At 41.5% G+C, this 26,035-nt stretch carries 24 protein-coding genes; 8 read left to right on the top strand and 16 right to left on the bottom strand.

The window, feature by feature from the left end; all coding sequences use genetic code 11:
- Positions 1 to 41 precede the first annotated feature (41 nt).
- On the bottom strand, positions 42 to 3,893 hold the full coding sequence (locus GXP67_RS20780; RefSeq protein WP_162444907.1) for a PAS domain-containing protein: 3,852 nt from the start codon (positions 3,891 to 3,893) through the stop codon (positions 42 to 44).
- 421 nt (positions 3,894 to 4,314) lie between these two features.
- Here GXP67_RS20780 and GXP67_RS20785 point away from each other — a divergent pair, with 421 nt between their 5' ends.
- Positions 4,315 to 5,538 (top strand): PQQ-dependent sugar dehydrogenase, encoded by a 1,224-nt coding sequence (locus GXP67_RS20785; RefSeq protein WP_162444908.1) that lies wholly within the window; start codon positions 4,315 to 4,317, stop codon positions 5,536 to 5,538.
- Positions 5,539 to 5,687: 149 nt separating this feature from the next.
- Here GXP67_RS20785 and GXP67_RS20790 read toward each other — a convergent pair whose 3' ends face one another.
- Both GXP67_RS20790 and gatB read right to left on the bottom strand, forming a co-directional pair.
- Complete coding sequence (locus GXP67_RS20790) at positions 5,688 to 6,839, bottom strand: TlpA disulfide reductase family protein (protein WP_162444909.1); 1,152 nt, start codon at positions 6,837 to 6,839, stop codon at positions 5,688 to 5,690.
- Between the two features lie 243 nt (positions 6,840 to 7,082).
- On the bottom strand, positions 7,083 to 8,546 hold the full coding sequence (gatB, locus tag GXP67_RS20795; RefSeq protein WP_162444910.1) for an Asp-tRNA(Asn)/Glu-tRNA(Gln) amidotransferase subunit GatB: 1,464 nt from the start codon (positions 8,544 to 8,546) through the stop codon (positions 7,083 to 7,085).
- Positions 8,547 to 8,734: 188 nt separating this feature from the next.
- Between gatB and GXP67_RS20800 the strand changes: the two genes are divergently transcribed.
- Positions 8,735 to 9,517, top strand: coding sequence for a DUF2490 domain-containing protein (locus GXP67_RS20800; protein ID WP_162444911.1), 783 nt, complete (start codon positions 8,735 to 8,737; stop codon positions 9,515 to 9,517).
- A 31-nt stretch (positions 9,518 to 9,548) separates the two neighbouring features.
- Here GXP67_RS20800 and GXP67_RS20805 read toward each other — a convergent pair whose 3' ends face one another.
- Positions 9,549 to 10,658 carry a hypothetical protein gene (locus tag GXP67_RS20805; protein WP_162444912.1) on the bottom strand — a complete coding sequence of 370 codons (1,110 nt, stop codon included), beginning with the start codon at positions 10,656 to 10,658 and terminating at the stop codon, positions 9,549 to 9,551.
- Positions 10,659 to 10,877: 219 nt separating this feature from the next.
- On the opposite strand from GXP67_RS20805, the gene lepA reads away from it, so the two are divergent.
- Positions 10,878 to 12,665, top strand: coding sequence for a translation elongation factor 4 (gene lepA, locus GXP67_RS20810; protein ID WP_162444913.1), 1,788 nt, complete (start codon positions 10,878 to 10,880; stop codon positions 12,663 to 12,665).
- A gap of 87 nt (positions 12,666 to 12,752) precedes the next feature.
- Here lepA and GXP67_RS20815 read toward each other — a convergent pair whose 3' ends face one another.
- Positions 12,753 to 13,145, bottom strand: coding sequence for a DUF5684 domain-containing protein (locus GXP67_RS20815; RefSeq protein WP_162444914.1), 393 nt, complete (start codon positions 13,143 to 13,145; stop codon positions 12,753 to 12,755).
- A gap of 117 nt (positions 13,146 to 13,262) precedes the next feature.
- Here GXP67_RS20815 and GXP67_RS20820 point away from each other — a divergent pair, with 117 nt between their 5' ends.
- A complete protein-coding gene (locus GXP67_RS20820) occupies positions 13,263 to 14,147 on the top strand; it encodes a bifunctional 5,10-methylenetetrahydrofolate dehydrogenase/5,10-methenyltetrahydrofolate cyclohydrolase (RefSeq protein ID WP_162444915.1) in 885 nt (294 codons plus the stop codon).
- 104 nt (positions 14,148 to 14,251) lie between these two features.
- Here GXP67_RS20820 and GXP67_RS20825 read toward each other — a convergent pair whose 3' ends face one another.
- A complete protein-coding gene (locus GXP67_RS20825; RefSeq protein WP_162444916.1) occupies positions 14,252 to 14,827 on the bottom strand; it encodes an RNA polymerase sigma factor in 576 nt (191 codons plus the stop codon).
- A 174-nt stretch (positions 14,828 to 15,001) separates the two neighbouring features.
- On the opposite strand from GXP67_RS20825, the gene GXP67_RS20830 reads away from it, so the two are divergent.
- Positions 15,002 to 15,811, top strand: a complete 810-nt coding sequence (locus GXP67_RS20830; protein ID WP_162444917.1) for an ARPP-1 family domain-containing protein — start codon at positions 15,002 to 15,004, stop codon at positions 15,809 to 15,811.
- On the opposite strand, the gene GXP67_RS20835 is transcribed toward GXP67_RS20830, so the two are convergent.
- The 4 genes from GXP67_RS20835 to GXP67_RS20850 form a co-directional block, all read right to left on the bottom strand.
- Entirely contained in the window at positions 15,801 to 16,394 is a 594-nt protein-coding gene (locus GXP67_RS20835) for an IS630 family transposase (RefSeq protein ID WP_162441765.1), read from the bottom strand. The two genes, GXP67_RS20830 and GXP67_RS20835, sit on opposite strands and share 11 nt — an antisense overlap.
- A gap of 5 nt (positions 16,395 to 16,399) precedes the next feature.
- The gene (locus GXP67_RS20840; RefSeq protein ID WP_162441766.1) at positions 16,400 to 16,894 is read right to left on the bottom strand and encodes a helix-turn-helix domain-containing protein; all 495 of its coding nucleotides are present in this window, start codon (positions 16,892 to 16,894) and stop codon (positions 16,400 to 16,402) included.
- A gap of 283 nt (positions 16,895 to 17,177) precedes the next feature.
- On the bottom strand, positions 17,178 to 18,485 hold the full coding sequence (locus GXP67_RS20845) for a cation:proton antiporter (RefSeq protein ID WP_162444918.1): 1,308 nt from the start codon (positions 18,483 to 18,485) through the stop codon (positions 17,178 to 17,180).
- 633 nt (positions 18,486 to 19,118) lie between these two features.
- Complete coding sequence (locus GXP67_RS20850) at positions 19,119 to 19,604, bottom strand: GAF domain-containing protein (RefSeq protein WP_162444919.1); 486 nt, start codon at positions 19,602 to 19,604, stop codon at positions 19,119 to 19,121.
- 154 nt (positions 19,605 to 19,758) lie between these two features.
- Between GXP67_RS20850 and GXP67_RS37480 the strand changes: the two genes are divergently transcribed.
- From GXP67_RS37480 to GXP67_RS20860, 3 genes are all read left to right on the top strand, one after another.
- On the top strand, positions 19,759 to 20,553 hold the full coding sequence (locus GXP67_RS37480) for a heparan-alpha-glucosaminide N-acetyltransferase domain-containing protein (RefSeq protein WP_232064516.1): 795 nt from the start codon (positions 19,759 to 19,761) through the stop codon (positions 20,551 to 20,553).
- A complete protein-coding gene (locus tag GXP67_RS37485) occupies positions 20,541 to 21,011 on the top strand; it encodes a hypothetical protein (RefSeq protein ID WP_232064517.1) in 471 nt (156 codons plus the stop codon). Before GXP67_RS37480 ends, GXP67_RS37485 begins: the two co-directional genes overlap by 13 nt.
- Positions 21,012 to 21,328: 317 nt before the next feature.
- Positions 21,329 to 22,483, top strand: coding sequence for a family 20 glycosylhydrolase (locus GXP67_RS20860; protein ID WP_162444920.1), 1,155 nt, complete (start codon positions 21,329 to 21,331; stop codon positions 22,481 to 22,483).
- 19 nt (positions 22,484 to 22,502) lie between these two features.
- Here GXP67_RS20860 and GXP67_RS20865 read toward each other — a convergent pair whose 3' ends face one another.
- The 6 genes from GXP67_RS20865 to GXP67_RS20890 all read right to left on the bottom strand — a co-directional run bounded on the left by GXP67_RS20865 (position 22,503) and on the right by GXP67_RS20890 (position 26,034).
- On the bottom strand, positions 22,503 to 22,697 hold the full coding sequence (locus GXP67_RS20865) for a YwbE family protein (protein ID WP_162444921.1): 195 nt from the start codon (positions 22,695 to 22,697) through the stop codon (positions 22,503 to 22,505).
- Between the two features lie 59 nt (positions 22,698 to 22,756).
- Positions 22,757 to 23,545 (bottom strand): IS5 family transposase, encoded by a 789-nt coding sequence (locus tag GXP67_RS20870; protein ID WP_162442250.1) that lies wholly within the window; start codon positions 23,543 to 23,545, stop codon positions 22,757 to 22,759.
- A 92-nt stretch (positions 23,546 to 23,637) separates the two neighbouring features.
- Positions 23,638 to 24,456: an ATP-grasp domain-containing protein gene (locus GXP67_RS20875; RefSeq protein WP_162444922.1), complete on the bottom strand. Its 819-nt coding sequence runs from the start codon at positions 24,454 to 24,456 to the stop codon at positions 23,638 to 23,640.
- 10 nt (positions 24,457 to 24,466) lie between these two features.
- A complete protein-coding gene (locus tag GXP67_RS20880) occupies positions 24,467 to 24,814 on the bottom strand; it encodes a hypothetical protein (RefSeq protein WP_162444923.1) in 348 nt (115 codons plus the stop codon).
- Between the two features lie 64 nt (positions 24,815 to 24,878).
- Positions 24,879 to 25,463, bottom strand: a complete 585-nt coding sequence (locus GXP67_RS20885) for a hypothetical protein (RefSeq protein WP_162444924.1) — start codon at positions 25,461 to 25,463, stop codon at positions 24,879 to 24,881.
- A gap of 40 nt (positions 25,464 to 25,503) precedes the next feature.
- Entirely contained in the window at positions 25,504 to 26,034 is a 531-nt protein-coding gene (locus tag GXP67_RS20890) for a 5' nucleotidase, NT5C type (protein ID WP_197901547.1), read from the bottom strand.
- Position 26,035: the final 1 nt, after the last annotated feature.

Genomic DNA, 26,035 nt, shown 5'->3' on the forward strand with positions numbered 1-26,035 from the left:
TTTACAAAATACTTTCAGTAAATACCAGCATCAGTTTAGTATTACGGCTTTGGTTGATGCGGACGTTTGAAATAAACTTTAAAAGTAGAGCCTACATCAACTTTACTTTCTACTTCAATCTTGCCTCCGGAATTTTCAATCATTCTTTTCACCATATACAAACCTATTCCTGATCCTTCCACATGGGTGTGCAGGCGGCGGAACATGGAAAATAACTTTTGATCACCTGTTAAATTCATGCCCAGGCCATTATCTTGAATGGTAAGTATCTGATACTCCTCATTCTGGCCACAATGAATATATATTTCCGGGCGGCGCTCCGGAGAACGGTATTTAATGGCATTACTCAGCAGGTTGTACAAGGTACTCCTTAGATTTTTTTCTGAAAACTGTATATGTGGACATTGGCTGACATCTACTACTATTCTGGCTTTCGATTTTTTGATTTCAGTGGTTAAATCCAGCTTTACTTCATGTAGCAATTTATCAAGGTCCACCCAGGTCATCGGCTGGCTGTTTTCCTTCTGAAGCTTCACTACTTCTGTAAGATTGGCAATGGTATGTTTAAAGCGTTCAATAGATTCCTGAATATAGCTGATAGTCTTGTTTGTTCTTTCTCCTTCTAAAATCTCTTTTGGTAACTGGCGCATAAGAAATTTCATTAATCCCTCAATATTCACAATAGGCGATTTTAGATCATGAGAAGCAGTATAGATAAAATTATCTAAATCTGCATTCATATATATCAGCTGCTGGTTACTGATACTCAGTTCATGATTGCTTGCCTGAATCTCCTGGTTGGCCGCCGCAAGATCTTCGTTTATAGCCGCCAGTTGACGGGTACTCATTTGTAAGGCATCTTCGGCCATCTTTTGTTCATGAATATCCAGAACAGCGCCTACATACCCTTCAAATTCTCCTGTGTGGCTGAATCTGGGCAGGCCTACATCTGTAAACCATCGGTAGGTGCCATCTTTTCTTCTGAGCCGGTAACTTAAGCGGAATTCAGTTCTATTCTCATTCGCTTCCATAAAAACGTTGGATGCCTTTTCTGCATCTTCCGGATGTGTCGCCAGTGTCCAGCCGAGTCCGGTTGCTTCATCTTCTGTTTGTCCGGTATAATCAAACCAGGGTTTATTCAGATAGGTGCAATACCCATCAGGCCTGGTGATCCAGATCATTACAGGCGCTTTGTCGGCCATCATATGGAAATACTGTTCGCTCTCCATCAATTGTTGCTCTATGATTTTTTGTTCATGAATGTCTGTGGCTGTTCCCACCCATAAGGTAATGGTGTCTTGCTCATTCCGGATAGGAAGCGCCCGGCTCAGGTGCCAGCGGTATTCTCCATCCTGCTTACGTCTCAGGCGGAACTCCGACTTAAAAGCTTCTCCGGTTGATAAGGATTGCTGGTAAGTTTTTAGCGTGGCAGCCAGATCATCCTGGTGTATGAATAATTTCCATCCCCATTCTTTTGTTGCTTCATAGTTTGATCCGGAATAATCATACCAGCGTTCGTTGTAAAAATTGATCTCTCCTGTAGGCAGGGCTGTCCAGGTGATTTGCGGAATAGATTCGAGCAGCGTACGGAATCGTAGTTCACTTTCTTCTACTTTCTGCCTGGCCTCTACCTGTTCTGTAACATCGGTTACCAATGTATAAAATCCTGCCACTTCTCCATTCTGAATATCGGGTACATAACTCGTACGGATATGTTTTACAAAGTTTTCCCGGTAGGGCATTCTGGCTTCAAAATCCAGTCTTTCTCCAGACAAAGCACGGTCAATGTATTTTTTTACGCCCAGATAGGCTTTTTCTCCCACTACCTCACGTACGGCCCGCCCCAGCAAAAAGTCCGGGTCCTGATTAAACCATGATTCATAGGCCCGGTTAGCAAAACGGTATTTTTCTTCTTTATCCAGATAGCCGATCAACACCGGTAAAGCATCGGTAATAAGCCTCAATTGCTTTTCACTTTCTTCTACTTTCCTGCGGGCTAACACTTGCTCAGTTACTTCATAAGCGATTACAAGAATACCATCTGCCTGCCCTTTCTCGTTATGCCTGGCCTGATAAATAAAAGTAAAATAACTATCTTCTACAGGGCCACCTTCATACCGGATGGATGGAACCAGCACTTCCCGGCCTTCAAAGGTTTCACCTGTGCGGTATACTTTCTCCAGAATTGTCTGGATGGACTGGCCTTTAAGTTCGGGCAGGGCTTCTATGAGTGGTTTGCCCAGTAGATTGCGTCCCTGAAAAAATCGCTGATAATAGGAATTTACCAGTTCAAAAACCATAGTAGGCCCATTTAGTACGCAAATAGCTACAGGAGCTTGCATAAAAAACCGTTCTAATCGATCTTTCTGATGTTCTATTTCCTTCTGGGCCAGCCTTAACTCTTGTGTTCTTTCTGTTACACGTCGTTCTAATTCACCATTTAACTGTTCGAGGGTTACTTTGATGGTGGATAATTCTTCATTGGTGGCACTTAACTCTTCATTGGAAGCTGCTAAAGCTGCATTGAGCTGTTGTAAATGCTCTTCATTTTTTTCTACCTGTTTCCGGGCTAGTACCTGCTGGGTAACCTCATAGGCAAACACCAGAATGCCATCGATCTGGCCTTCCAGGTTACGTGTGGGCTGGTAAACAAAATTATAATAATTCTCGCCCAGGGTACCAGAATTGGTATGATCCAGTTGTACCAGCATCTCATACGCATAATATGACTCCCCGGTCTGATACACTTTGTCCAGCAAGCCAAAAATAGGCTGTCCTGCTAGTTCGGGCATAGCTTGTGCAATAGATCTGCCTAGTATAGGGCGGTCGCCTACCAGTTGTTGATAGGATGGATTAGCCAGCCGGAAAATATGCTCAGGTCCTTCGAATATGCAGATCAATGCCGGCGCTTGCATAAGCAAATGATAGAGCTTACTCCGTTCAATTTCTGTGGCATCCTGTGCTATTTTCAGTTCCTGGGTACGGGAAGCAACCTGATCTTCTAGTTTCTGATTGAGCTGTTCCAGCGCGTTGCGCATCCGTACATTTTCAGTTACATCGTATGCAAAAAGAATAGCACCCAGTATATTGCCTGCTACATCCCGTGTCGCCTGGCAATTCATCGTAAAGTACCGGGTCTCCCATGCTCCCTGATCTCTTGAATGTAAGCGGATAGGAATTTCAAGCCCATTATATGTTTCACCGGTCTGATACACTCTCTCAAATACATCCATTATAAACTGCCCTTTCATTTCAGGAATCGCTTCAATGAAGGGTTGGCCCAAAAGTGATCTTCCTGGAAATAGCTCCTGAAAAGGTGGATTCACCAGGTCAAAAATACAGGTTAGCCCTTTTACGGAAGCAATCAGGGCTGGAGCCTGCATAAACAGATCCTGTAGTTTTTTACGCTGTAGGTTTGCTTCGTCAAGGGCTGCCTGCTCTCTGATTGAGGAGGCTTCTACCTGGCGCTGGTTGAGTACCAGGGTCGTAACATTATTTACTTTGTGAATAATATAGAGGATGTTATGGCCGCTATCATCCAGAACTGGTGTATTTAAAATTTGCCAGTACTTTTCCACCTGACTTACCTCATCCAAGGATTGAGACAGATCGTATCGTTGCATAGCCATCTGGTGAGGCTGCCTGGTAGTTAAGGCTTCTTGTAGAGAAGCGTAGAGGTTACCTATCGAATGGACTCCGGGAATAGTTGTTTTTTCCGGAAAAACATCAAAAATGTATTTACCAGTAATTTCTTCCCGCTTAGTAAATGTAGCAGCCAGGTAAGCATTACTGGCAGTTAGAATATGTAGTTCCGGTGAAAGAATCAAATACAGATCCGGCAGCGTTTCAAATACTTTGAGCATGGCGGGGGTAATTATATCCGTCCGTGTCATGAAAAAAAGGGTAGGTTCAATGGAAGGTTAAAGCTAAAATAAATATTCAGATTTATTTTTCTACGTAGCCTATGAGCTAATAGTTTTAAGGGGTATTTAAAGAGTTGGTTCACTAAAGCATAAGTATATGTACTGCTATTTTATGGGTATGCCTTTAATTGATTGAATGGCCTAATTTATTTATATCCAACCAATTAATGAATTAATAGATTGATATACAGCATAATATCTTTGATAAAAGTTCATATAGTTTCATTTGTAAATGAGATTAGTAAATATCAAAATATGGGTATTGTATATTTATTAGAAAGCACTACATATTATTTGTTAGAATGCTAAACAATATATACATACTTCCGTAGAAATTTGATGCATACCCTGCACCTTACTTTATTTACCAGTCCTTTAACCAGCTATTTTGATGAAAATGATTTTTAAACCCCTGGCCATAGGTTTTGCCTGCGCCTCCATGCTCCTGGGCGGTTGCCAGGACAAAGAAGATGAGAAAGAAACGATTCCGCAAAATGAATATGAACCTACTTTTACCAAAGTAACTGGCTATGTATTTAAGCCTGCCATAGTACCCGCCTCAGATGAGAATGTAAATAAGTTGAATAAGCCACAGGGCTTTACGGTAAATAAGTTTGCGGAAGGCGGTGGAAAATTCCGGATGCTGGCTGTGAGCAGTACAGGCGTGGTATATGCTACAGATAGGGAAGCAGGCACGTTAACTATGTTCCGTGATATAAATGCAGATGGCAAAGCCGATGAACGGCAAGTGGTGGCTACTAGGCAGAATATGCACGGTATCACTATTTACAACAATACCATGTATATGGTGACTGCCCGTGAAGTGCTCTCTGCAGCTATTAATTCAAATGGAACCCTGGGCGGCCTTCAGATTCTGATGACTGATTTGCCGGATGCCGGTCAGCACAATAACCGCACGATTGCTTTTGGTCCCGATGGACTTATGTATATCTCCATTGGCAGTACATGTAATGCCTGCGAAGAATCCAATAAAGAGAATGCTACCCTGGTACGCGCGAATCCGGATGGCACCAACCGGAAGATTTTTGCCAAAGGACTCCGCAATATGATCGGATTTGGATGGCATCCGCAAACCAAGGAATTATGGGGAATGGACCATGGCATCGACTGGCTGGGGGATGAAGACCAGAAAGAGGAATTGAATAAGATTGCGCAGGGTGCTGATTACGGCTGGCCTTACATTTATGGCGAAGGTAAATTTTATCCGCAACTGGCTCCTCCCGGAGATACCACTTATCAGCAATACCTGGCCAAAACTACTTTGCCGCTGCTTACTTATGAGGCCCATAGTGCGCCATTGGGAATGATATTTTATACAGGTTCTACCTTTCCACCCGAATATCAGAATGATGCCTTTGTTGCCATGCGTGGCTCCTGGAACCGCAAGCAACCCTCCGGTTATAAGATTGTGCGCTTACATTTTGAAAATGGCCAGCCCACCCAGTTTCAGGATTTTGTAGGCAGCTTCCTGGTGAATGATAATAAAGGACAATTTGCCCGCATTACCGGAATAACGGTGCATACGGATGGCTCATTGCTGGTGGCCGACGATTCTAATGGGGTAATTTACCGGATCGCCTATAGTGGGCAGTAGCCTCATATAATTATCAAAACAGAAAGGCTGAAATCTTAAATTTCAGCCTTTCTGTTTTAGAATATATAATTGCGTATTAGATAAATCTGCAGAATGTTAGTTTATAAGCTTTTGCTAACAACTAGCAACGAACAACCAATAACGGTTGCCTATTTTTGAGCCAGTACCTGGTCGAGTTTATCTTCAAGAGCCTGACCCCGGAGGTTTTTGGCAATTACTTTACCATTCGGATCTACCAGGAAAGTAGCCGGAATGCCTTGTACATTATATAGTTTGGCACCAGCCGATTGCCAGTATTGCAGATCAGATACATGTACCCATGAAAGTCCATCTGCTTTGATCGCTTCCAGCCATTTATCTTTGCTTTTATCCAGAGATACGCCGAAAATTTCAAAATTTTTGCCTTTAAACTTATTGTACATACGCACTACATTCGGATTTTCATGGCGGCAAGGTCCGCACCAGGAAGCCCAGAAATCGATCAGTACATATTTGCCCCGCAGCGAAGATAAACTAACTTGTTTGCCTTCCGGACTATCCAGAGTAATTTCAGGTGCCTGCTGGCCAATGGATACCACATTTTTATACTGATCCAGCTTCTGATTAAATTCTTTTACATAATGGGAATTAGGTATCTGTTTCTGAAAGCCTTTATTGAGGCTATCCAGGAATACATATTCTTCTTCCGGATTGAGTAGATTGGTAGCATACCAGGAAGCCAATGTTGGTCCGATCTGCCGCATCTGCTCTTTTAATTTTCCTACAAATTCGGCCTGCATACCAAAATACTGCTGCTGTAGCTTCAGCTTTTCTTTTTCGTCTTTTTTGGCATTGGCTGCCTGGAATTTGCCTTCCAGACCACTTACTTTTGCCTGTAATTCGTTTTGAAGCTTAGTTATTTTCTGCAGATCCTCAGCATCTTTAGAACCTTTCAGGGAATAATTTCCGGCCGGTGAATTGCCATCGGCATCAACAGTCAGGTTTTTAGTATCTACGATCAACAATACTTTTTGCTTGTCGAAAAAGTTGAGCATATAAAATCCTGCTTCGCCTGCTTTGTTTTTCAAGGTATACGTATTGTCCTTCTTGAGTTGTACAGAATCCAGGTTTTTAAAACCATTTTGTTGTAACTCGCTCAATACAATATATCCTTGCTGTGGAAATTTTACCTTTCCGGAAATAGTAACTTCCTGTGTAGCGGTGCTGGCAGGCTGCCTGGTACTTGACTGGTTAGGCTGCGATTGTGAATCGCAGGAAAAGTACAGGCTGGTCAGGAAAAGGATTAAAAATAGTTGTTTCATAAATGCTTGAATAAAAGCGGAAATTAAATATTCTTCAGATGTAAAGCTACAACGATATGCTGTTAAAAATAGTGCGAATTCAGAAACGCAGAATACACTGATTGTAAGGATTTAACTGATTTTGTCTGGAACCAGGATTATTAAGATTACCGGGTTGTCAGGATTATATTCCCATTATATTAAATCCTGAAAATCCGTTAATCCGCAAAAATCCAGGTTTCAGACCAACAACTAACAACGATATTATACTTCACTCAGGGTTTTACTTAATAGTTCATTGGTTAATTTCGGATCGGCTTTGCCCTGGGTTTTTTTCATTACTTCTCCCATAAACATACCCAGCAAGCCTTTTTTTCCATTCTTATACTCTTTTACTTTCTGGGGATTACTGGCTAATATTTCCTGAATTAAAGCTTTCAAATCATCGCTGTTGCTGTTCTGCATCAGATTCTGGCTTTCGGCAATCTGAGCGGCACTCAACGAAGGCTGATGGAGCATAGCCGGGAACAGCTGATGTACACCTACTGAATGGCTCACTGTATGGCTATCTATTAACCCGATCAATCCGGCAATCTGTTCCGGTGAAAGCGGAAACTTGCTGATAGACTGATGGTTTTCATTTAAGTGCGATTTTATGGGTCCCATTACCCAATTAGATGCAGCTTTATAATGGGTAGTATGCTTACAAACTGCCTCGAAGTATTGAGCAATTTCCTTTGTATCCGTCAGTACGTGGGCATCGTATTCCGGCAGGTGATAGGTGTGCATAAACTTTTCGTAGAGCTCATGCGGAAGGCTGGGCATTTGCACTTTTATAGATTCCAGCCATTCTTCCGAAACAATCAAAGGATTCAGATCTGGTTCGGGAAAATACCGGTAATCATTCATGGTTTCTTTGGTACGCATGCTGTAGGTTTTCCCATCGCCAGCATCGAACGTACGTGTTTCAGAAACCAGCGTTACACCTTTTTCTGTCTCTATAATTTGTCTTTCGATCTCATAGTCAATGGCATGCTGCACATTCCGGATCGAATTCATGTTCTTTACTTCGATCTTAGTTCCCAATACTTTACTTCCTTTAGGCATAATAGAAACGTTGGCATCGCAGCGCATAGAGCCTTCTTCCATATTGCCATCACAAATTTCCAGGTAACGCACCAGCTTGCGGATCTCGGTTAAGTAAGCATACGCTTCATCCGAAGTTTTAATAACCGGATCAGATACAATTTCTATCAATGCTGTACCAGCCCTGTTCAGATCGACCAGGGTTTCTGTTTCGCCAGCAAGGTGTATCGATTTTCCGGCGTCTTCTTCCAGGTGGATACGGGTAAGTTGTATATTTCTTTCTTTGCCGTCTTTGGTTTTAATGGGCACATACCCCCCAACACATATGGGCGTTTTATCCTGCGTAAGCTGGTAACCTTTGGGTAAATCGGGATAGAAATAATTTTTACGGGCAAATACATTGTAGCTGCTGATCTGGGAGTGGCAGGCAAGCCCCATTTTAATGGCATGTTCTACCGCTTTTTTATTGAGCATGGGCAATGTACCAGGATGCCCCAGTGAAATGACCGTGATATTGGTATTAGGCATACTGCCAAACTCAACGGCATCGGTAGAAAAAATTTTACTTTTGGTAAGTAACTGGCAATGCACTTCAAGGCCGATCACTGCCTCATACTTATCTCTGATCTCCGGACTTAACATAGAAAATGTTCTGGTAAGCCGTAAAATTAACAGGAATCAACGGATTTTGAAAACTTTACCTATCATAGTCAATCCCAGGTTTAAAGGTTCAGTCAGAAATAAAGGAATTAATTTTACCAGATACGTAAACAATCTAATATCCTTGCACCTTTTTGGGAGAGATAGTAAATTGCGATCTGTTTTTTTATATGCTGAAAAATATTCTTCTTGGAATAATATTCACCGGACTATCAGCCAGTCTGGGCTATGCCCAAACACATTATCACCATAATGTATTCTGGGGAAGAATAGCGCTGACAGATACTATTAATGCAAAGTTCCGCTGGGAAGTGTACCTGCAAACCAGGCAGCAGAACATTTCTCCTGGCAGCCTGAATGTGTTTAAAGCACCTCAGTTTGTCAGTTACTGGCCCTGGTTTACGTATTCTCCTAATCCCAGCCTGCGGATAGGTATTTCACCAATAGGATATTTCAAACACTGGGCACTGATCGGGAATCCCGCTGACCTGGAGAGAAAGCCAGTAACAGAACTACGGACAACAGTGCGTCTGGAGCAGGAGCAGCGTTTTCGGAAATTCATATATGCCAACCGCTATAGCCTGGAACACCGCTGGCGGGATCTGGCTAATAACCATGTATTTCAACCTAACTGGCGGGCTCGCTATCAGGTACGGCTGGAGTTTCCAATCACAGCGAAATGGCTGCACCGTCCGTTCAGCCTGGTGGCCTGGGATGAAATTTCCGTTCAGTTTGGCAAAGCAGTCAAAAAGAATCCCAATGTATTTGACCAGAACCGTTTGTATGGCGGATTTAATTACGGACTTACCGATAATATACGGCTGAGTATTGGCTATTTTTACCAGATTCAGGAGCGCAGTTCGGGAAAGGAATTTGACCATGCCAATGTGCTGTTTTGCATCCTGACGCTGGATAATCTATTTTCTCAATTTAGGAAGAAGGCGAAGCCGTAAAAAATAAAGCCATGAATGTCTTTGGCATCATTTACTGAGCAGTTTCTTCAAGCATTTGTTTAATGGTCGTTTGTGCGGTAATATAGTCCTGAAAAGTGGTATTTCCCGCAAAAGTAAATTGAATACCCAGCGGCTGTTTGTTCTGATTTGCTTGTAGTATTGCCTCTCTCAGTTTGTCTTTACCTTCCGCCGTTTGTAAATCATACCTTTGGGATTCTGGTTTTTGATTTCGTTTCTCTATGGTCCATTCTACCTGCTTATCTTCACCAATTGAGATAGTAAGAGATGCAGCAGGCTTGTTAGCTGATTTGGAAAATTCATTTTTCAGCGAGGTAAATATGGGTTTATGCATATTTGTTTTTCCTTCCGGCAGACAGGCATAATAAATATCGACCATAGGATATGATGCATGGATGCTTTGCTCAACACTATCTACCATTATAGCAGGTGTATTTCTATCTATGCCCATTAGTATCATCAGGCTATCTCTGTCTACTTCCGGAAGTTTTGCACGTTCCTGATCAATATATTCTGGTACGGAGTGATATGGAATAAATACATCATTAACTTGAATCAAGAAAGTATCACTGGAATATTGCTTTATAAAACTTTTGGGCTTTCCTATATCCATATAAGAGACTAAGGATAAAACAGTTAAGAGGTCATCTTGTTCGGTGACTTTCTCTGAAATGGGGAGATTGATATTGATTTGTAAATGTCCATAATATTCTTTTGTTAGATCACAAGTACTGGCATCCACCCTTATACCGTAGGCAAAAATTTCTCCTGCATATTCTAGATAGGTAGAATCATTAACAGGTATATAATCTATCTCTTTAAGAAATAAGGTATCAAAAGATAACTGGTATTTAAAATTGCCTTCAAAATGATTAAACTGAACATTTTGAAATACAGTATCTTCTACAGAAAGGTGATAAAATCGCTCATAAGCATCTTCATAATTATTCACATTAACTATAAATTTTGTGCTATCAATAATGTCCCAGGTACTGAAAGTGCTATCAAATGGTAAACGGTAAACATGCCAATGTCCTCGTAAATCCGGCTTTTCGGGTTTGTTCTGGCAGGCAGGAAGGATAGCTAAAGAAAGAAGTAGTAGTAAATACTTATCTATTTTCATGTTAATTTTTCGAAAGATGCGCAGGTGAAAATTATTGACCTTTGCCGTGAGTTATGAGGCCAAAACTCAAAAAACTTTATTCCCAATTTACGGCTTAAAAATGTGTAATAAAATCCTAAACCACCTGTCTGTACCTAATAGCTGTAATCTTTTCGTCTAGGGTCTCCAATTAATAGTATTTATTACTAATTTTGTATGAAATAGAAGTATACCTACTGAATGGAAAACATTAGAAATTTCTGCATTATTGCCCACATTGACCACGGAAAAAGCACCCTTGCCGACCGCTTATTGGAATTTACCCAGACGGTACAAAAACGGGATATGCAGGCACAATTGCTCGATGACATGGATCTGGAACGTGAACGGGGCATTACCATTAAAAGCCATGCCATCCAGATGGATTACCTGTATCAGGGCAAAAAATATGTGCTCAACCTGATTGATACACCCGGGCACGTAGACTTTTCCTACGAAGTATCCCGCTCGATTGCCGCCTGTGAAGGCGCTTTACTGATTGTAGATGCTGCCCAGGGCATAGAAGCACAAACCATTTCTAACCTCTATCTGGCCTTAGGGCAGGATCTGGAAATCATTCCGGTACTCAATAAAATAGATTTGCCAGGTGCGATGATCGAAGAGGTTTCCGACCAGATTATAGATCTGCTGGGCTGTAAGCCGGACGAAATAATTCATGCCAGCGGTAAAGAAGGCATAGGTATCTCAGACATATTAGCGGCGATTGTAGAACGTATTCCATCACCGGAAGGAAATCCGGAAGCCGAATTACAGGCACTTATTTTTGATTCTTCCTTTAACTCGTTCCGGGGTATTGAGGTAATTTTCCGGGTATTCAACGGACGAATCCGCAAGGGCGATAAGGTAAAATTTGTGGCAACCGGCAAGCAATACGAAGCTGATGAAGTAGGTGTACTGCGTTTAGATAAAGAACCCCGTGAGTTTATTGGGGCAGGCGATGTAGGCTATATTATTTCGGGTATTAAAGAGGCAAAAGAAGTAAAAGTAGGGGATACCATTACCCATGTTGCCCGTCCTACGCCATTGATCGTGAAGGGTTTTGAAGACGTAAAACCTATGGTATTTGCTGGTATTTACCCGGTAGAAACTTCCGAATTTGAAGAATTACGGGCGTCGATGGAGAAACTTCAGTTAAATGATGCTTCTCTGGTGTGGGAACCGGAAACGTCAGCAGCGCTTGGATTTGGTTTCCGTTGCGGTTTCCTGGGGATGCTGCACATGGAAATTGTACAGGAACGCCTGGAGCGTGAATTCGATATGACGGTGATCACGACGGTTCCTTCCGTACAGTTTCATTGTTATCTCACCAGAGGCGAAATGATTAAGATCAGTGCGCCTTCCGAAATGCCCGATCCCAGCCTGATCGACCATATTGAAGAACCTTTCATTAAAGCGCAGATCATCAGCAAATCTGAATATGTAGGCAGCATCATTGCCTTGTGTATGGACAAGCGGGGCATTATCAAAAATCAGATATACCTCACCTCCGACCGGGTAGAACTGAGTTTCGATCTGCCATTGTCTGAAATTGTATTCGACTTTTTTGATAAATTAAAAACTATTTCCAGGGGATATGCTTCCCTCGATTACGAACTGATCGGTTTCCGGGAATCAAACATGGTGAAGCTGGATATTATGCTTAACGGCGAAAAAGTAGATGCACTCTCTGCCATCGTTCACCGGGATAAAGCCTATGACTGGGGCAAACGTTTGTGTGAAAAACTACGTGAACTGCTTCCCCGCCAGATGTTTGAAATTGCCATTCAGGCCGCTATCGGGCAAAAGATTATTGCCAGGGAAACGGTAAAAGCGATGCGTAAAAACGTACTGGCCAAGTGTTATGGCGGTGATATTTCCCGGAAACGGAAACTATTGGAGAAACAAAAGAAAGGTAAAAAACGCATGCGCCAGGTTGGTAACGTAGAAATACCGCAGGAAGCCTTTATGGCTGTGTTAAAGCTTGAGTAAATAAAGATAAATAGTATAAAATAATAAAGCCCTGTTTTTTAAAACAGGGCTTTTCTTTTGCCTGTAAAATTCTATGCCATATTTTTCTTATTGAAATACCGGTTGCGCCTGAAAATCTTTATCTTCCGCAGGTCCTACATAATGTACTTCAGAAGAAAAGCCTAAATACGGAATATAGAATAATCCGAAAAATATAGCCAGCAGGTAATTACCAATACCAGGCTTACCGAAAGATTTGCACAAACCGGTAATCATCGTGATAAGTACATAGATATTGGCAAACGGCACAATAAGCAAGGCCAGCTGCCAGAGCGGCTTGCCAATAATCTGAAACCAGACTACAATGTTATACACCGGGATTAAGCAAGCCCAGCCGGGTTTACGGGCTTTTTCGAACAAGAGCCACTGGCCTGCTATGCTGATGGCAATAATGCCCAGATACAGCATAATCAGAATAAACCAGAATACAGATTCGTCCATAATAATTGTGTTAAAGTGAAAATATGTTGTTATGTATTTAAATTTAATTTTACCTCCTTCCGATGGCAAATTTTATAACTTTGCGCCTTATTCAGGAACGACATATTTATAGTATAAATGACAAAAATTATAGATGGCAAGCAGGTTTCTCTCCAGATCAGGCAGGAAATTGCAGCAGAAGTAGCAGAAATAACTAAAAACGGCAGCCGTCCGCCACATCTGGTAGCCGTTCTGGTGGGAAATGATGGCGCCAGCGAAACCTATGTCACACATAAGGTAAAAGATTGCGAAGAAGTAGGTTTCCGCTCGTCTTTGTACCGTTACGAAGATTCTATTTCTGAGGATGAGTTGCTGCAGGTGGTAGATTCTATTAACCAGGATGCTGAAGTAGATGGCTTAATTGTGCAACTTCCTCTGCCTAAGCACATTTCGGTAGATAAAATAATCGGTAAAATCTTACCTGAAAAAGATGTAGACGGCTTTCACCCGGCAAATCTGGGGCGAATGGTAAAAGGATGGCCTGCCTATATGCCGGCAACACCTAATGGTATTGTAGAATTACTCAAGCGGACCGGGATTGATACTTCCGGTAAGCATTGCGTAGTAATCGGCAGAAGCCAGATTGTTGGCTTGCCGGTAAGCATTCTGATGGCCCGTAATACACAGCCGGGCAATTGTACAGTTACTTTGTGTCACAGCAAAACACAGAATATGGCAGAGATCACCCGTCAGGCTGATATTCTGATTGCGGCTATCGGAATTCCAGGCTTTGTGAAAGCAGACATGGTGAAAGAAGGAGCAGTTGTAATAGATGTAGGTACGACCAGAGTAGCAGACACCAGCAAAAAATCTGGCTTTGTTTTAAAAGGCGATGTACTATACGATGAGGTGGCACCCAAATGCAGCTATATTACCCCAGTTCCCGGTGGCGTAGGCCCCATGACCAGGGCTTCTCTCCTGCAAAATACGCTTCTGGCAGCTAAGGGAATGATTTATGAGTAAGCTTAAAGTTTAGGAATTCAACATTTAAATATTCATATAATTAAAAAGCCATATGAATACTTGAGTCATATGGCTTTTTATATTTTAATCCTCTGACACACAAATTAATTAAGCGTAAGCATGTGCTGAAGTATTTTATCTTTTACTTCTTTTCTGGCCTGGCTTAATTTTACTTTCACTACCATCCGGTCTTTCAGGCCGGTTTCGTGCGCCATTTCTTCTCCGCTTATACTGGTGTAAGCGGATAGCAAAATCAATACTTTTTTAGTTGGATTGAGTTCAGTTATAGCCTGATGTATACGCATTACTAATTGTTCTTTCCGGCGCTGCTCTGCTTCCGGATCAATATCCCATGCACCTGACTGGAAATCGGGAATAATAGCTGATAGGGTTTGTTTTCTTCTTTTTCGCCGCCTTAGTTCCATCAGCCAGATCTGTCTACACACACAGTGCATATACGTGCTCACAGAAGCGCTTAACACAAGTCCTTCTACGGCCTTTTGATACATCACTATTTCTGCATCAGCATATACATCTTCTCCATCCTGACGGTTACCGCTGTTGTGCATTACATGGCTTACAGCAGGCCTGAAACATAATCTTCTTAATCTGGCGAAAGCAGCAGTTTCCGACTGTGCCAATCGGCTGATTAATAACTGGTCGTGTAGGTGTTTACTCATATATAGGGTTTAGGTGGAACATAGGCCGGATTCCAACATGATACAGGCCGTTTTAGGAAACACTATAATTGTATGGAAATAAAAAAAGTTCAGACTCGTGGAATAACTAATTTTTTCCAGTTTTGCCGGTAACCTTTGATGGTTGGCTGCAATTATATGCAAACCATTACCACTATGACCCAATCTCTAGTACAAGCCCAGCTCGCTGACTATATATCAGCCTGCGAATTCCGCCCATTTGAGTACCCCGTTGACCAGTCTGTACTGCGTATTTTTACCATTCACACCCAACATGAATTTCCAAAACCCATCATTGAGTTATCGAAAGCCCTCGAGCAGCAACTCGCCGAAATAACAGAAGTAGACCAGGCAGGTTCGGTACAGCAATTATATGTACTCAACCACAGCCAGAGCCATCTGCTTATCTATGAAGGCAGTTTACTGAAAGGTGCCAAACAAAACCGGGTAGTAAATGCTACTTTATTATTGCCACCTGTATCGAAAAATACCATTCCGGCCAGTTGTGTTGAGCAGGGCAGATGGCATTATTCCTCCCGTTCATTTTCTACATCAGACCACCATTCACCCCAGTTTTTGCGGAAATCGATACGTAGGAATGTAAGCGCCTCTAAAAACCTGATGGGAAACCAGTCGGAAGTGTGGAGTGAGATAAGACGGTATGCTTTATATAAACAGGTATCTAATCTTTCCAGTGATTTTGAAGATATATATACTCGCAGCTCAAAAACCGAATCTCTGTTTCCGGTAGGTTTACAATTACCTCCTTGCCATGGGGTGTTTTTAAATGTACGGGAGCATTGCTCTATGGATTTTGTAGCAAACCAGGAAGCATTTATGCACCTGCAAGCCAGATTAATTGCAGGATACGAGCAGCAGGCGCAACGTGAATCGAAGGCATTGGTTTCAGAGGAAAATCCGGTGAACAAAGTAGTAATACCAAATAGGGCGAAGGCTATTCCATAGAGGTTGTAATCTTGCTGATGGCTTCTAAAATGTAAGGGTATCCGGTTAGAGAGGCGATCTGTCTTTGCCCATAACTTTTAGCCGTATTAGTGATCCAGGCTTCCAGTTCTTGTTCATGGCTGAAGTTGTGAAAAGCTACTTTGTTTTTCATATCCCCCCACAGCCTTTCGACCGGATTGAGTTCAGGGTTGGAAGAAGGTAAATACACCAGGCGGATATTTTGGGGCACTTGCAAGGCTTTTGCCCGGTGATAGCCTGCTTTGTCTACAAAGATAAACTTGAACACTTGCGGTTGATGGCGGCTAAACTCCTCAAGCATATACTCAAAGTAAAGCGTGTTAACCTGTGGGGCAGTAATAAAGAAGTGATCTCCTGTCAGCGGTTCTACCAATCCATAGCAGTAGCGGTAGATGAAGCGGTGCTGATAGGCTCCTACCGGTTTTATGCCGGCAAGGGTGATGGCTCTTCTCAAAACAGTCATCAAACCAAAGCGGCTCTCATCCTGATAGTACACCTTCCAATGGCTGACTACCCCTTTGGCAGCCAAAGGAGCATAGTAGCGCTGTAAGAGGAAAGTGAGCACCAAGTTTAGTTTTTTTTATACTTCTGCTCATAGGCTAGATCCTTTTTCAGGTTGCTCTTTCTAACCACTTTCAGCTTTGCCCCCAGCTGTCGGTGGACAAACCAATGTACATGCTCATAGCTCAGATCAATGCCATGCGCCGTGTGCAACCACTCATGGATTTGCTTATAAGAAGTAAAATAGTTGTTTGGATCAGCAAGCTTTGCCTTCAACTGCTCAAGTACTTTACCTGCAATCTGTGATGCCCTTTTGTGGCCGCCCGGATCTATCTGAAGACAGGCTTGCAGCCCTTTCTGTTTGTAAAGCCGGAACCACTGGCCCACTGCATGACGCTCATAGCCTACGGCAGCAGCTATTTGTCCATACGCTTTAGCCTGCCCACTCTTGTAGAGGTAAAAAGCCCGCAGTCTGGCTCCGGCTAGCGGATGGGCTATTTTTTTGCTCATCTTCAGCAACTGCTCGGCACTCTCGATGAGCTCAGTTTTGGTTACTCTTCCCATACTTGATCAACATATAACATCTATGGAAGGTTCTTTATACTATTCGGTATAAAATGGATAAATGAAGGTTCCGTATTTACCCAGCCTTCTGCAGGTTCTGGCACTGATGTGCGTATCCAGACTGAATCTGCTTATATCAGTGCTTTACTATCGGAAGGAGAAGTGGTATCGGTGAGTATCAGCCCGGCATAATAGCTTTTCATTATACAACAAAACCCATAGCAGCCATATTTGCTATGGGTTTTGTTTAAATATTAATACTTACTCTGAAAAGGAAAATTAATTAAGCATTTGCTAATTCTTTGCTTTTTATTTTCTTCTTATGCGCCGGATTCAGGTTTGTTATCTCTTCACTTTCTGTAGGTTGCATGAAACGGTTAATCGTTAAACCTTGTACCAGAATAGAGAACAATACGACGCAGTAGGTAATGGTAATAATGAATTCTTTGGCTTCGATTTCAGGTAAGGCCAATGCCAGGGCAATCGGAATGCCTCCCCTTAAACCACCCCAGGTCATAATAATAATGGCCTTCCGGCTGAAGGTACGTTTAAAATTGAATAAATAGATGGGCACTATCACCCCTATATATCTGGAAAGCAATACGGCCGCTACAGCGATAAATCCGGCAATTACATAGCCGATGCTGAAATCCATGTGGATGAATTTTAAACCTACCAGCATAAATAACACGGCATTCAGCAGTTCATCTATCAGATGCCAGAACTTGTGTACAAAGGGGTTGGCAATATTAGACCGCTTCTCGCTGCGGCCTTCATAGCTCACACATAAACCGATCACCACCATTGCCAGCGGACCAGAAACGTGTACCAGTTGTGCCAGCCGGGTGCCACCCAGTACCATAGCCAGCGTAATGAGCACTTCTAGTTCGTATTGATTATTTTCTACCGCTTTGAGGCAATAAAAACCAGCTATACCTACCACTAAGCCTAATAATAAGCCACCCAGTGCTTCCTGCATAAATATTCCCACCACCGACATCGGGCTGAAATTTTCAACGCCGGCATTCACTATCTGTAGTACAGCCAGAAAAATTACGACGCCAAAACCATCGTTAAACAGCGATTCACCGGCAATGCGTACTTCTAATCTGCGGGAGATAATAGATTCTTTGATCATCGCCAGTACGGCAACGGGGTCAGTGGGAGAGATTAGAGCTCCAAATAGTAAGCAATAGATAAAATCCAGGTTAATTCCGATCAGTGGAAGGGCATAGTACAATACCACCCCGGTTACAATCGCAGAAATAAAAGTGCTCACCGTAGCCAGTACAAACACCGTCCATTTTTCCCGCTGCAAGCTCCGCAGGTTAATGTGCATAGCGCCGGCAAACAGCAGAAAGCTCAGAATGAAATTGAATAAAGCTTCTGTAAAGTTGAAATCCATGATGAATTTCTTTACCGCTGTAGTACTGCCGGGTAAGATACGTTCAACGAGTACAACGCCAAGAGAGGTACATAAGGCCAGAATAGTGATGCCTATACTTCCGGATAGCTTTAAATATCTGTTGTTAATATGAATAAATACAGCACATAAAATAATAAGTACTGTAACTATGTCTAAATGGGTCATGGGTTTAATATCAAGTAAACTTAAGTATAACTGTCATTCTGCTTGTTTTATAGATCTGCTGGATTATAAGCCTATTTGTTGAATAAGGACATAGTAAGACCGTATGACAAATAAAATGATGAAAAAAAATATAGAAAACGTATGCTTTGTTTTCATGAAATGATTCTATGTATATTCAATGTTGTTTGTTTTCAGCCATTTAATGGAAAAACAAGTGCTTCACTAGTCAGATACCAATAAATACTATCTAAAAATAATAGAGGGAAGTTGAATTTAAGTTTACGGTGCTAGCAGTAAGAATGGAAAGATGTAAGGATTTATAGGATTGCAGGCTTCTGCCTTTTAAATCGTTGTCTGCTTACTGGTGGCGAGGCAAAAATCGAGAAGTATAATAATAAAAATTACGGAAAATCATGTTTTTAACTAGGAAGATTTTAACGGGATAATCTTAGGTTACCATATAAAAGGAGGGACAATCATTCACAGGCAAAATACAACAGACGTACCATTCTTTCCAGTTTTTAAAGAAAGCCTTTCTATCTGTATTTCAGAACGATTAGGCTTTTTATCGCTCAGATAGATACAGTCTGCATATACGCCATTATTGGATTAAGCATCATGGGCAATAAAGATTCAATCAACTGCCGATCTTCTAAAGTCCATTCGTGGGGCCACACCAAAAATAGCCGGCTGCAAAATGCCCCACAATTGTCCGTTTTCTGTAATAGGAGCATGTATAAGTGCCCGGTGGCCAAAAGTTTTTTCTTCGAAGTTCCGGTTCACCATTGCCGGGTCTGCCGTTGAAACATCAGCTATATAAATGGAAGGTTTTGTCTGGAGAGCGGCTGCAAATAAAGGATCTACCAGTGGTAATTCTTCAGTATCATTTTTCCGCTCAGGTTCTTTTACATCAGGCACAGCCGGATTCCGGCAATAGCAAAACTCTATTCTGCCTTTTTCTTTCCAGGGATTACGCAGGTAAAGAAAACACCGGTCTGCTTGTAAAGCTTCGGCTATCAGGGGAAGCAGTTGTTCCAGTAATACCTTAGGAGCTAATCCGGCATTGAATAAATTTTCAAAAGTACTAGGTAATAAACCGGTGGAGTAAATGGCTTGCATACCTTGTCATACGCAGTGTATCAACCAGGGTTTTGAGTCGCATTTACTCCGGATTTCTTTACATGCTGAACAGTTTTAGAGGATATTCGATTAAAATTTTGCGAACACTTAAAAATTCAAATCAAAATGAGTATTTTCCTAAAAAAACGTGGCCATGCTAAACCTGACCCAAACCTTAGCTTCTCCTACAACCGACACATTAAAAACAGATGTAGCTTCTACAGCCAAGCCTCTCCGGATTGCTTCCATTGATATTCTCCGGGCCATTACCATGGTGCTGATGATTTTTGTAAATGACCTGTGGTCCTTGCAGAATGTCCCGGTTTGGCTGGAACATGTTTCTTATGAAGCCGATGGCATGGGACTGGCAGATGTCATATTCCCGGCCTTTCTGTTTATCGTGGGAATGTCGATTCCATTAGCCATTGCCAACCGGCGCAAAAAAGGAGATACCATGCCCTTTTTACTCTGGCACATTATAGGCCGCACCTTTGCTTTGCTGGCAATGGGTGTATTTCTGGTGAATGGCGAAAACATTAACGCAGCCGCTACCGGTATGCCAAGGCTATTGTGGTACACGCTGTCTTGTATTTCCTTTATTCTGATCTGGAATAATTACCCGAAGCATATGAATATATGGCTTTCCAGAACTTTGCAGGCCATTGGGATAGGTATTTTATTGACCTTGGCTTTCCTGTACCGGGGCGGAGAAGCAGAAAACTTGAACCATTTTACCACTTACTGGTGGGGAATTCTGGGATTGATTGGCTGGTCATATCTGGTGGGCGCAACAGTTACGGCTTTAGCTGGAAAACGGTACTACATTATTCTGGCAGCCTGGATATTATTTTGTGTCCTAAGCATGTTGTCCAATGCCGACATGGTTTCACGCGAGGGCCTGCTGCAATTTATTCCCGGACCTATATTGGGGGCACTTTGCCTGCATTAACGCTGGGAGGCGTACTCATTACACTGATCTATGAGTATTTTGCCAGGCAGCATGCTTTTAACAAAATGATACTGGTGCTATTTGGTATTTCAGTAGGTTTAATTCTGCTGAGTATGTATACACGGACTTTCTGGGGAATTTCCAAACTCAGGGCTACGCCAGCCTGGTTGTTTCTGTGCAGTGCTATTACTACACTCGCCTTTATAGCGATATACTACGTAGCAGATATTCGGAAGAAAGCCCAATGGTTCAGTTTTATCAGGCCTGCCGGTACCGATACTTTACTTTGTTACCTGATACCCTATTTTGCCTATGCACTTGTTAATGTGCTGGGTATTCACTGGCCGGAGTTAATGCTGACTGGTTTAGTCGGGTTACTCAAATCATTTGTATTTGCATTGCTGTGTGTAGTAGTAACAGGAATATTGAGTAAAAACGGTATCCGGCTGAAATTATAAAAATCTGTTTTATAAAGTAAAATGACATGAGTTTAATGATATTTTACACAAATTGAATTATTCTCTTATTGAGAAATTAACAGTGCGGTAGGTGGTGCAGCAACAGTGCGGACTTTTTTGGCTTTGTGGGTAAGCCGGAGGAATGTGTGATGATTTTATCTGGCGTAAAAAAGTCTCTGTTGGTGCTGCCCTTTTGTTTTGTTACTTTTATTTTGGACATGCAAAATAAAAGTAAGGACGGCCTAAGTATTTAAACAGGTAGCAGTTATCAGTTATAACAATCTCTAAAATCTATTATTTAGTATCTCTATTGCCTTATGAAAAAACAAATCCTACAAACCTTATTGTCATTTTTACTTATTTTTCTTATCCATACTGCTGTAAGTGCCCAGCAGAAACTGGATAGTTTATTAATTGTTCGTGGATTTTGTATTGGCGCTCCCAAACCTGCGGGTGTAGATGCATTTGTTAAATTTATTAATGAAGAATTAGCTCCCAGGAAAGTAAATACCCTCATTCTCCGGGTAGATTTTAATTACCAGTACGAAAGTCATCCTGAACTCAGAGATTCAATGGCTTTGTCTAAAGCAGATGTTAAGAAAATGGTAGATGCTTGTAAATCAAATCAAATTCGTATTATTCCGCAAATTAACCTATTGGGGCATCAATCCTGGGCAAGCAGGGTAACTAATATGTTAAGAGTATATCCGGAATTCGACGAAACACCCCATGTAAAAATGCCTGTTGAGTATAAATGGCCTAATCCGGATGGCTTATATTGCAAAAGCTATTGTCCTTTGCATCCTGGCGTACACAAAGTAGTATTTGCCCTAGTCGATGAAATTACTGAGGTATTTGAAACCAATGCCTTTCATGCCGGAATGGATGAGGTATTTTACATTGGCGATGATAAATGCCCCAGGTGTTCCGGAAGGGATAAAGCAGAGTTATTTGCCGGAGAAGTACGGAAGATCAGAGATCATCTGGCTACTAAAAACCGCGAATTGTGGATATGGGGCGACCGCCTGATCGATGGAAAAACAACAGGTTTAGGTATATGGGAAGCTAGTTTTAACAATACCCACCGGGCCGTAGACATGATCCCCAAAGATGTAGTGATCTGCGACTGGCATTACGAACGCCCCGACCAGACGGCCGTATATTTTGCCATGAAAGGACTCAGAGTAATTACCTGCCCCTGGCGTAATCCGCAGGTGGCATTAGTCCAGGTAGATGATATGCTTAAATTCCGTGCATCGGCTACCAAAGTAATGAAAGACCGTTACTATGGAATGATGCAAACGGTGTGGTCTGGAGCAGATGATTTTCTGGCTGGATATTATGGCAAAAAGACCGATCCAAAAACCGGAACAAATACGCCCTGGAATACTTTCGTAACGATGTACGATAAGATCAATGCCTTAGAAGCGCCTCAGGCTGCAGAAAAGCCTTCGAAAAAGAAAGGTAAATAATTAGTTTGGGCTTGAGCTATCAGTCAATAATTTCTTTCACTCTCCCTACCTGTCCGTCTTCCAGGCGCACTTTGATGCCATGCGGATGGGTAGGGGAGTTAGTCAGAATATCTTTTACCAAACCTTCCGTTAATTTTCCGGTCCGCTGATCTTGCTTCAATACAATTTTTACCTGTAAGCCCGGCTTGATATCGACACGTTTGGTTCCATCCATAGGTAGAAAGCTTATTTTCTTAAAGTGTATAGTAAATTTAGAAGGTGTTTGGAAATAAGTTAAGGTATTTTTGATAAAATGATATTGATAAAAGCTAATTCTATAAAACAGACAGCAGAAGCAGGAGTTCTTTCATAATCTTTAGCTAATCTTCGATAATGATTCAGCCAGGCATGGAGCCGATGCACACTCGTAGCAGGTCCAGATCTTTCCACTTGCCACCTTCCCTTTTGAGGAATAAATCCTTGCTTGGAAGGAGGCTTTTGTGAGATGTCTACTTTCCACCCATAATAATAAGCATAAGAGACAAACTCACCTTTATAAGCTGCATCGGCACAGATCAAACTTAGCCGTCTACAGCTTTTGAGTTGTGGTAATAATTCAAAGCCTGCTACGGCATCAGACTCATTAGCAGCTCCTACATAAACAGCCCAGGGAAGTCCTAAGTTATCAACCGCCAAATGCCGTTTCCTACCATCTATTTTCTTATTACCATCTACACCTACCTGCTCAGAAAAGCAACCACACTGTTTAACACTTTGGCTATCAATAGTCACTCTGGAAGGCTCTGCTTGTCGTCCCTGTCTTTCTCGTTCCTTTTTCACTAACATCGCCCGCACTTGTTGCCAGACTCCGTTGTGTTGCCACTTATAAAAATAATAAGCTACCGTTTGCCATACAGGATAATGGGTCTGAGACAAATTCCGCCACTGACTTCCGGTTCTGGTCAGCCACAGGCAGGCATCCACTACACGCTTTAAACAAACTTTTCTCTTTCGTCCATCATCTACTATGTTTTTAATAACTTGCCATTGACTATCAGTCAGATTTTCATGTAATTCATACATGGAGTAACTTTTTGTTTCGCAAACTCAAGTTACCGGCTGATAGTCTTTTTCCAAAATCCTAAAAAACCTCTCTTCTATTTCCAAACACCTTCTTAACTATTCCGGTTGATCATACTTTTTTCAATATAATGAGTAATGGCGTATATTATTTTGCTCATATCATTCTGATAAAAACCAGTTCCATTAAAGCAGTTACATTCGATGATATAATACGTATTTTCCATTAACGCAACATCCATTACAAATATCTCATTGGGTATATACTCCTGACAATGTTTCTCTACAAATTCAAGCATAGATGCAGGAACATCAATATCCGAAACACTTGACTCTCCTGCCAGCTGATAGCGGCAAGAGGAAATTACCTTACCTTCTACAATGAAATTGCGCCATTCTTTGTCAATTTTCTTCGGTGAGCTCACAAAGAGTAAAGAATCTAAGGTAAGTTCAGCCGCATCAGCCGTTGCCAGATTTTCGGCCCATTCTTGAATATTTTCAAACCGCATCACAGTTCCACTAAAAGACTTATTATCTGCATTTGGCCGGATAAACCAGATGGAATCTTTTTCATAATTACCACTAACAAACTCTTTAAAACTGGTCACCATTCCATCGTTGTTGAGTAAATATTTTCCCCACTTGGAAAGATAGGTGGCCATTTGGAAATGATCAGGATTGAAAAATATTCCTTGCCGATATACAGGATGATTATAAGCGGTGAGCATTAAGGTAGTAGACCCATAGAAAATATTAAATGCTTCGGGTTTGCTTAACCTGGGTAATTCATCTGAGAAAGGAATAACAAATACTTCTTCGAAGCTGATATTATGTTCCTGAAAAGCTTTTCTTAATCTTTCCAGAGTTTCTTGCCTAATCAGATTTTTTTGGATTACCCAGTTGACTTGTTTCAATTTTGAATGTTTACCGTTTTCCAATAATATCAAAGCAACTTAATTCTATAGGCTTTCCATCTAGCTTTTTTATCGCCCAGTTGTCCACTTTGTTAATTTCTGCTTCATCTACAATGTAAAATGAGGTATAAAAGCTATCGCTTCCTCCTTCAGGAATCCGCAGAAATGAGATTTCTCCTTTACTAATATTAAACTCCTGACAAATCTGTAAACAATGGATAGCTCTAATAACTTGATTTTTCAACGTAATCTTTTCTGGATTGGCACCTTGCTCAGTTTTTACTTCTTCCAATAGTTCTTGCTTCTTCTTTTCCAGAAGTTCAATTACTAGATTAAGCTCTACATTGTTATTTTGCATACATACAATCACATAGGAGAATAAATACCAACATCGCACTTTATTATAGTTTGCGAAAATTGTACTACTGTTTATCTTTCCATTCTTCAATTAATTTTCCTTCTCCGTTCAATCTATAATAATATCCTTCCCAATCACTAACAATAATTTCTTGGTTGGCTATTGAGAAAGTACTATGGCCATCCGGGGCTACAAAAATATCTCTCCCATCAAATTGCCATTTTATATTTCCCTTTTCATCTACTCTGGTGATTTGCGTCTCTCCATGGACGATTAAATCATCTTCAAATGCATAAACTTCAAAGCAGGTGGCCCAATCTAATTCTTTACTCCAGTTTTTTAACAGAAAAGGAAATGAAAGAGAATAAACCCTATTACAATAGCAAATAAAGATAGAGTCATTTTTAATGAGAAATGAATTATCATGAATGGTAGTGGCTCCTCCTATTTCTGCAATTATGGCGCTAGAAATTTCAGTTCCATTTTTGCTTACGCTGATACTATGCTTTGATGTTGGAATAACTCTATCTTCTAATTCTAGCCCGTCAAAATATTGAAATTGATAATTCACGCTATTATCAGTTGAATCCAGAGCGTAACCTGAATCATTACATAACTCAATAATATAATCCTTAAAATCAACTCTCATAATAATCTCAATACTTTGTATTCACTACTTAATACTGCTATTACAACAGCAAATCCGCTACATCTTTCCAGGAGTTTACCCTGGGATTCCAGTCTTCGTGGACATTGTGGGGAGAAGTAAACAGAATGCCCTGGCCGGAAAAACGTTTGAAGTGGCGGCTGTGGTCATCGATCAGGTAATCGGCATGGATGATGCTTTTGTCGCCGCAAAATACCATGTGTGTCCAGGGAATGAAGGGAAAATGCTGCTTGAGCCATTCATACTTATGTATAAACGATGTAGGAAACTCCATAGCAGCTGTGGTAATAAAAATCTCGTACTTTTTGGAAAGTTCATACACTACTTCCTGGCTATCTTTAATAACGGCCATATCTTTAAAAAAGCCTTCTGTATGCAGGTATTTAATGGTATGTTCCCTATGTTCGGGTGATACTACTTCCCTGAAAAATTTGCCATGAATTTCTTGTAATGTAATCCGTCTGCCAAAATCCCGTTCATACCAGTCCATAAAGCGCAGATTGGCATCGGCTATAACTTCATCCATGTCAATGGCGATTCGTTTCATTGTCATT

The sequence above is a fragment of the Rhodocytophaga rosea genome, from assembly GCF_010119975.1.
Taxonomy (GTDB): Bacteria; Bacteroidota; Bacteroidia; order Cytophagales; family 172606-1; genus Rhodocytophaga; species Rhodocytophaga rosea.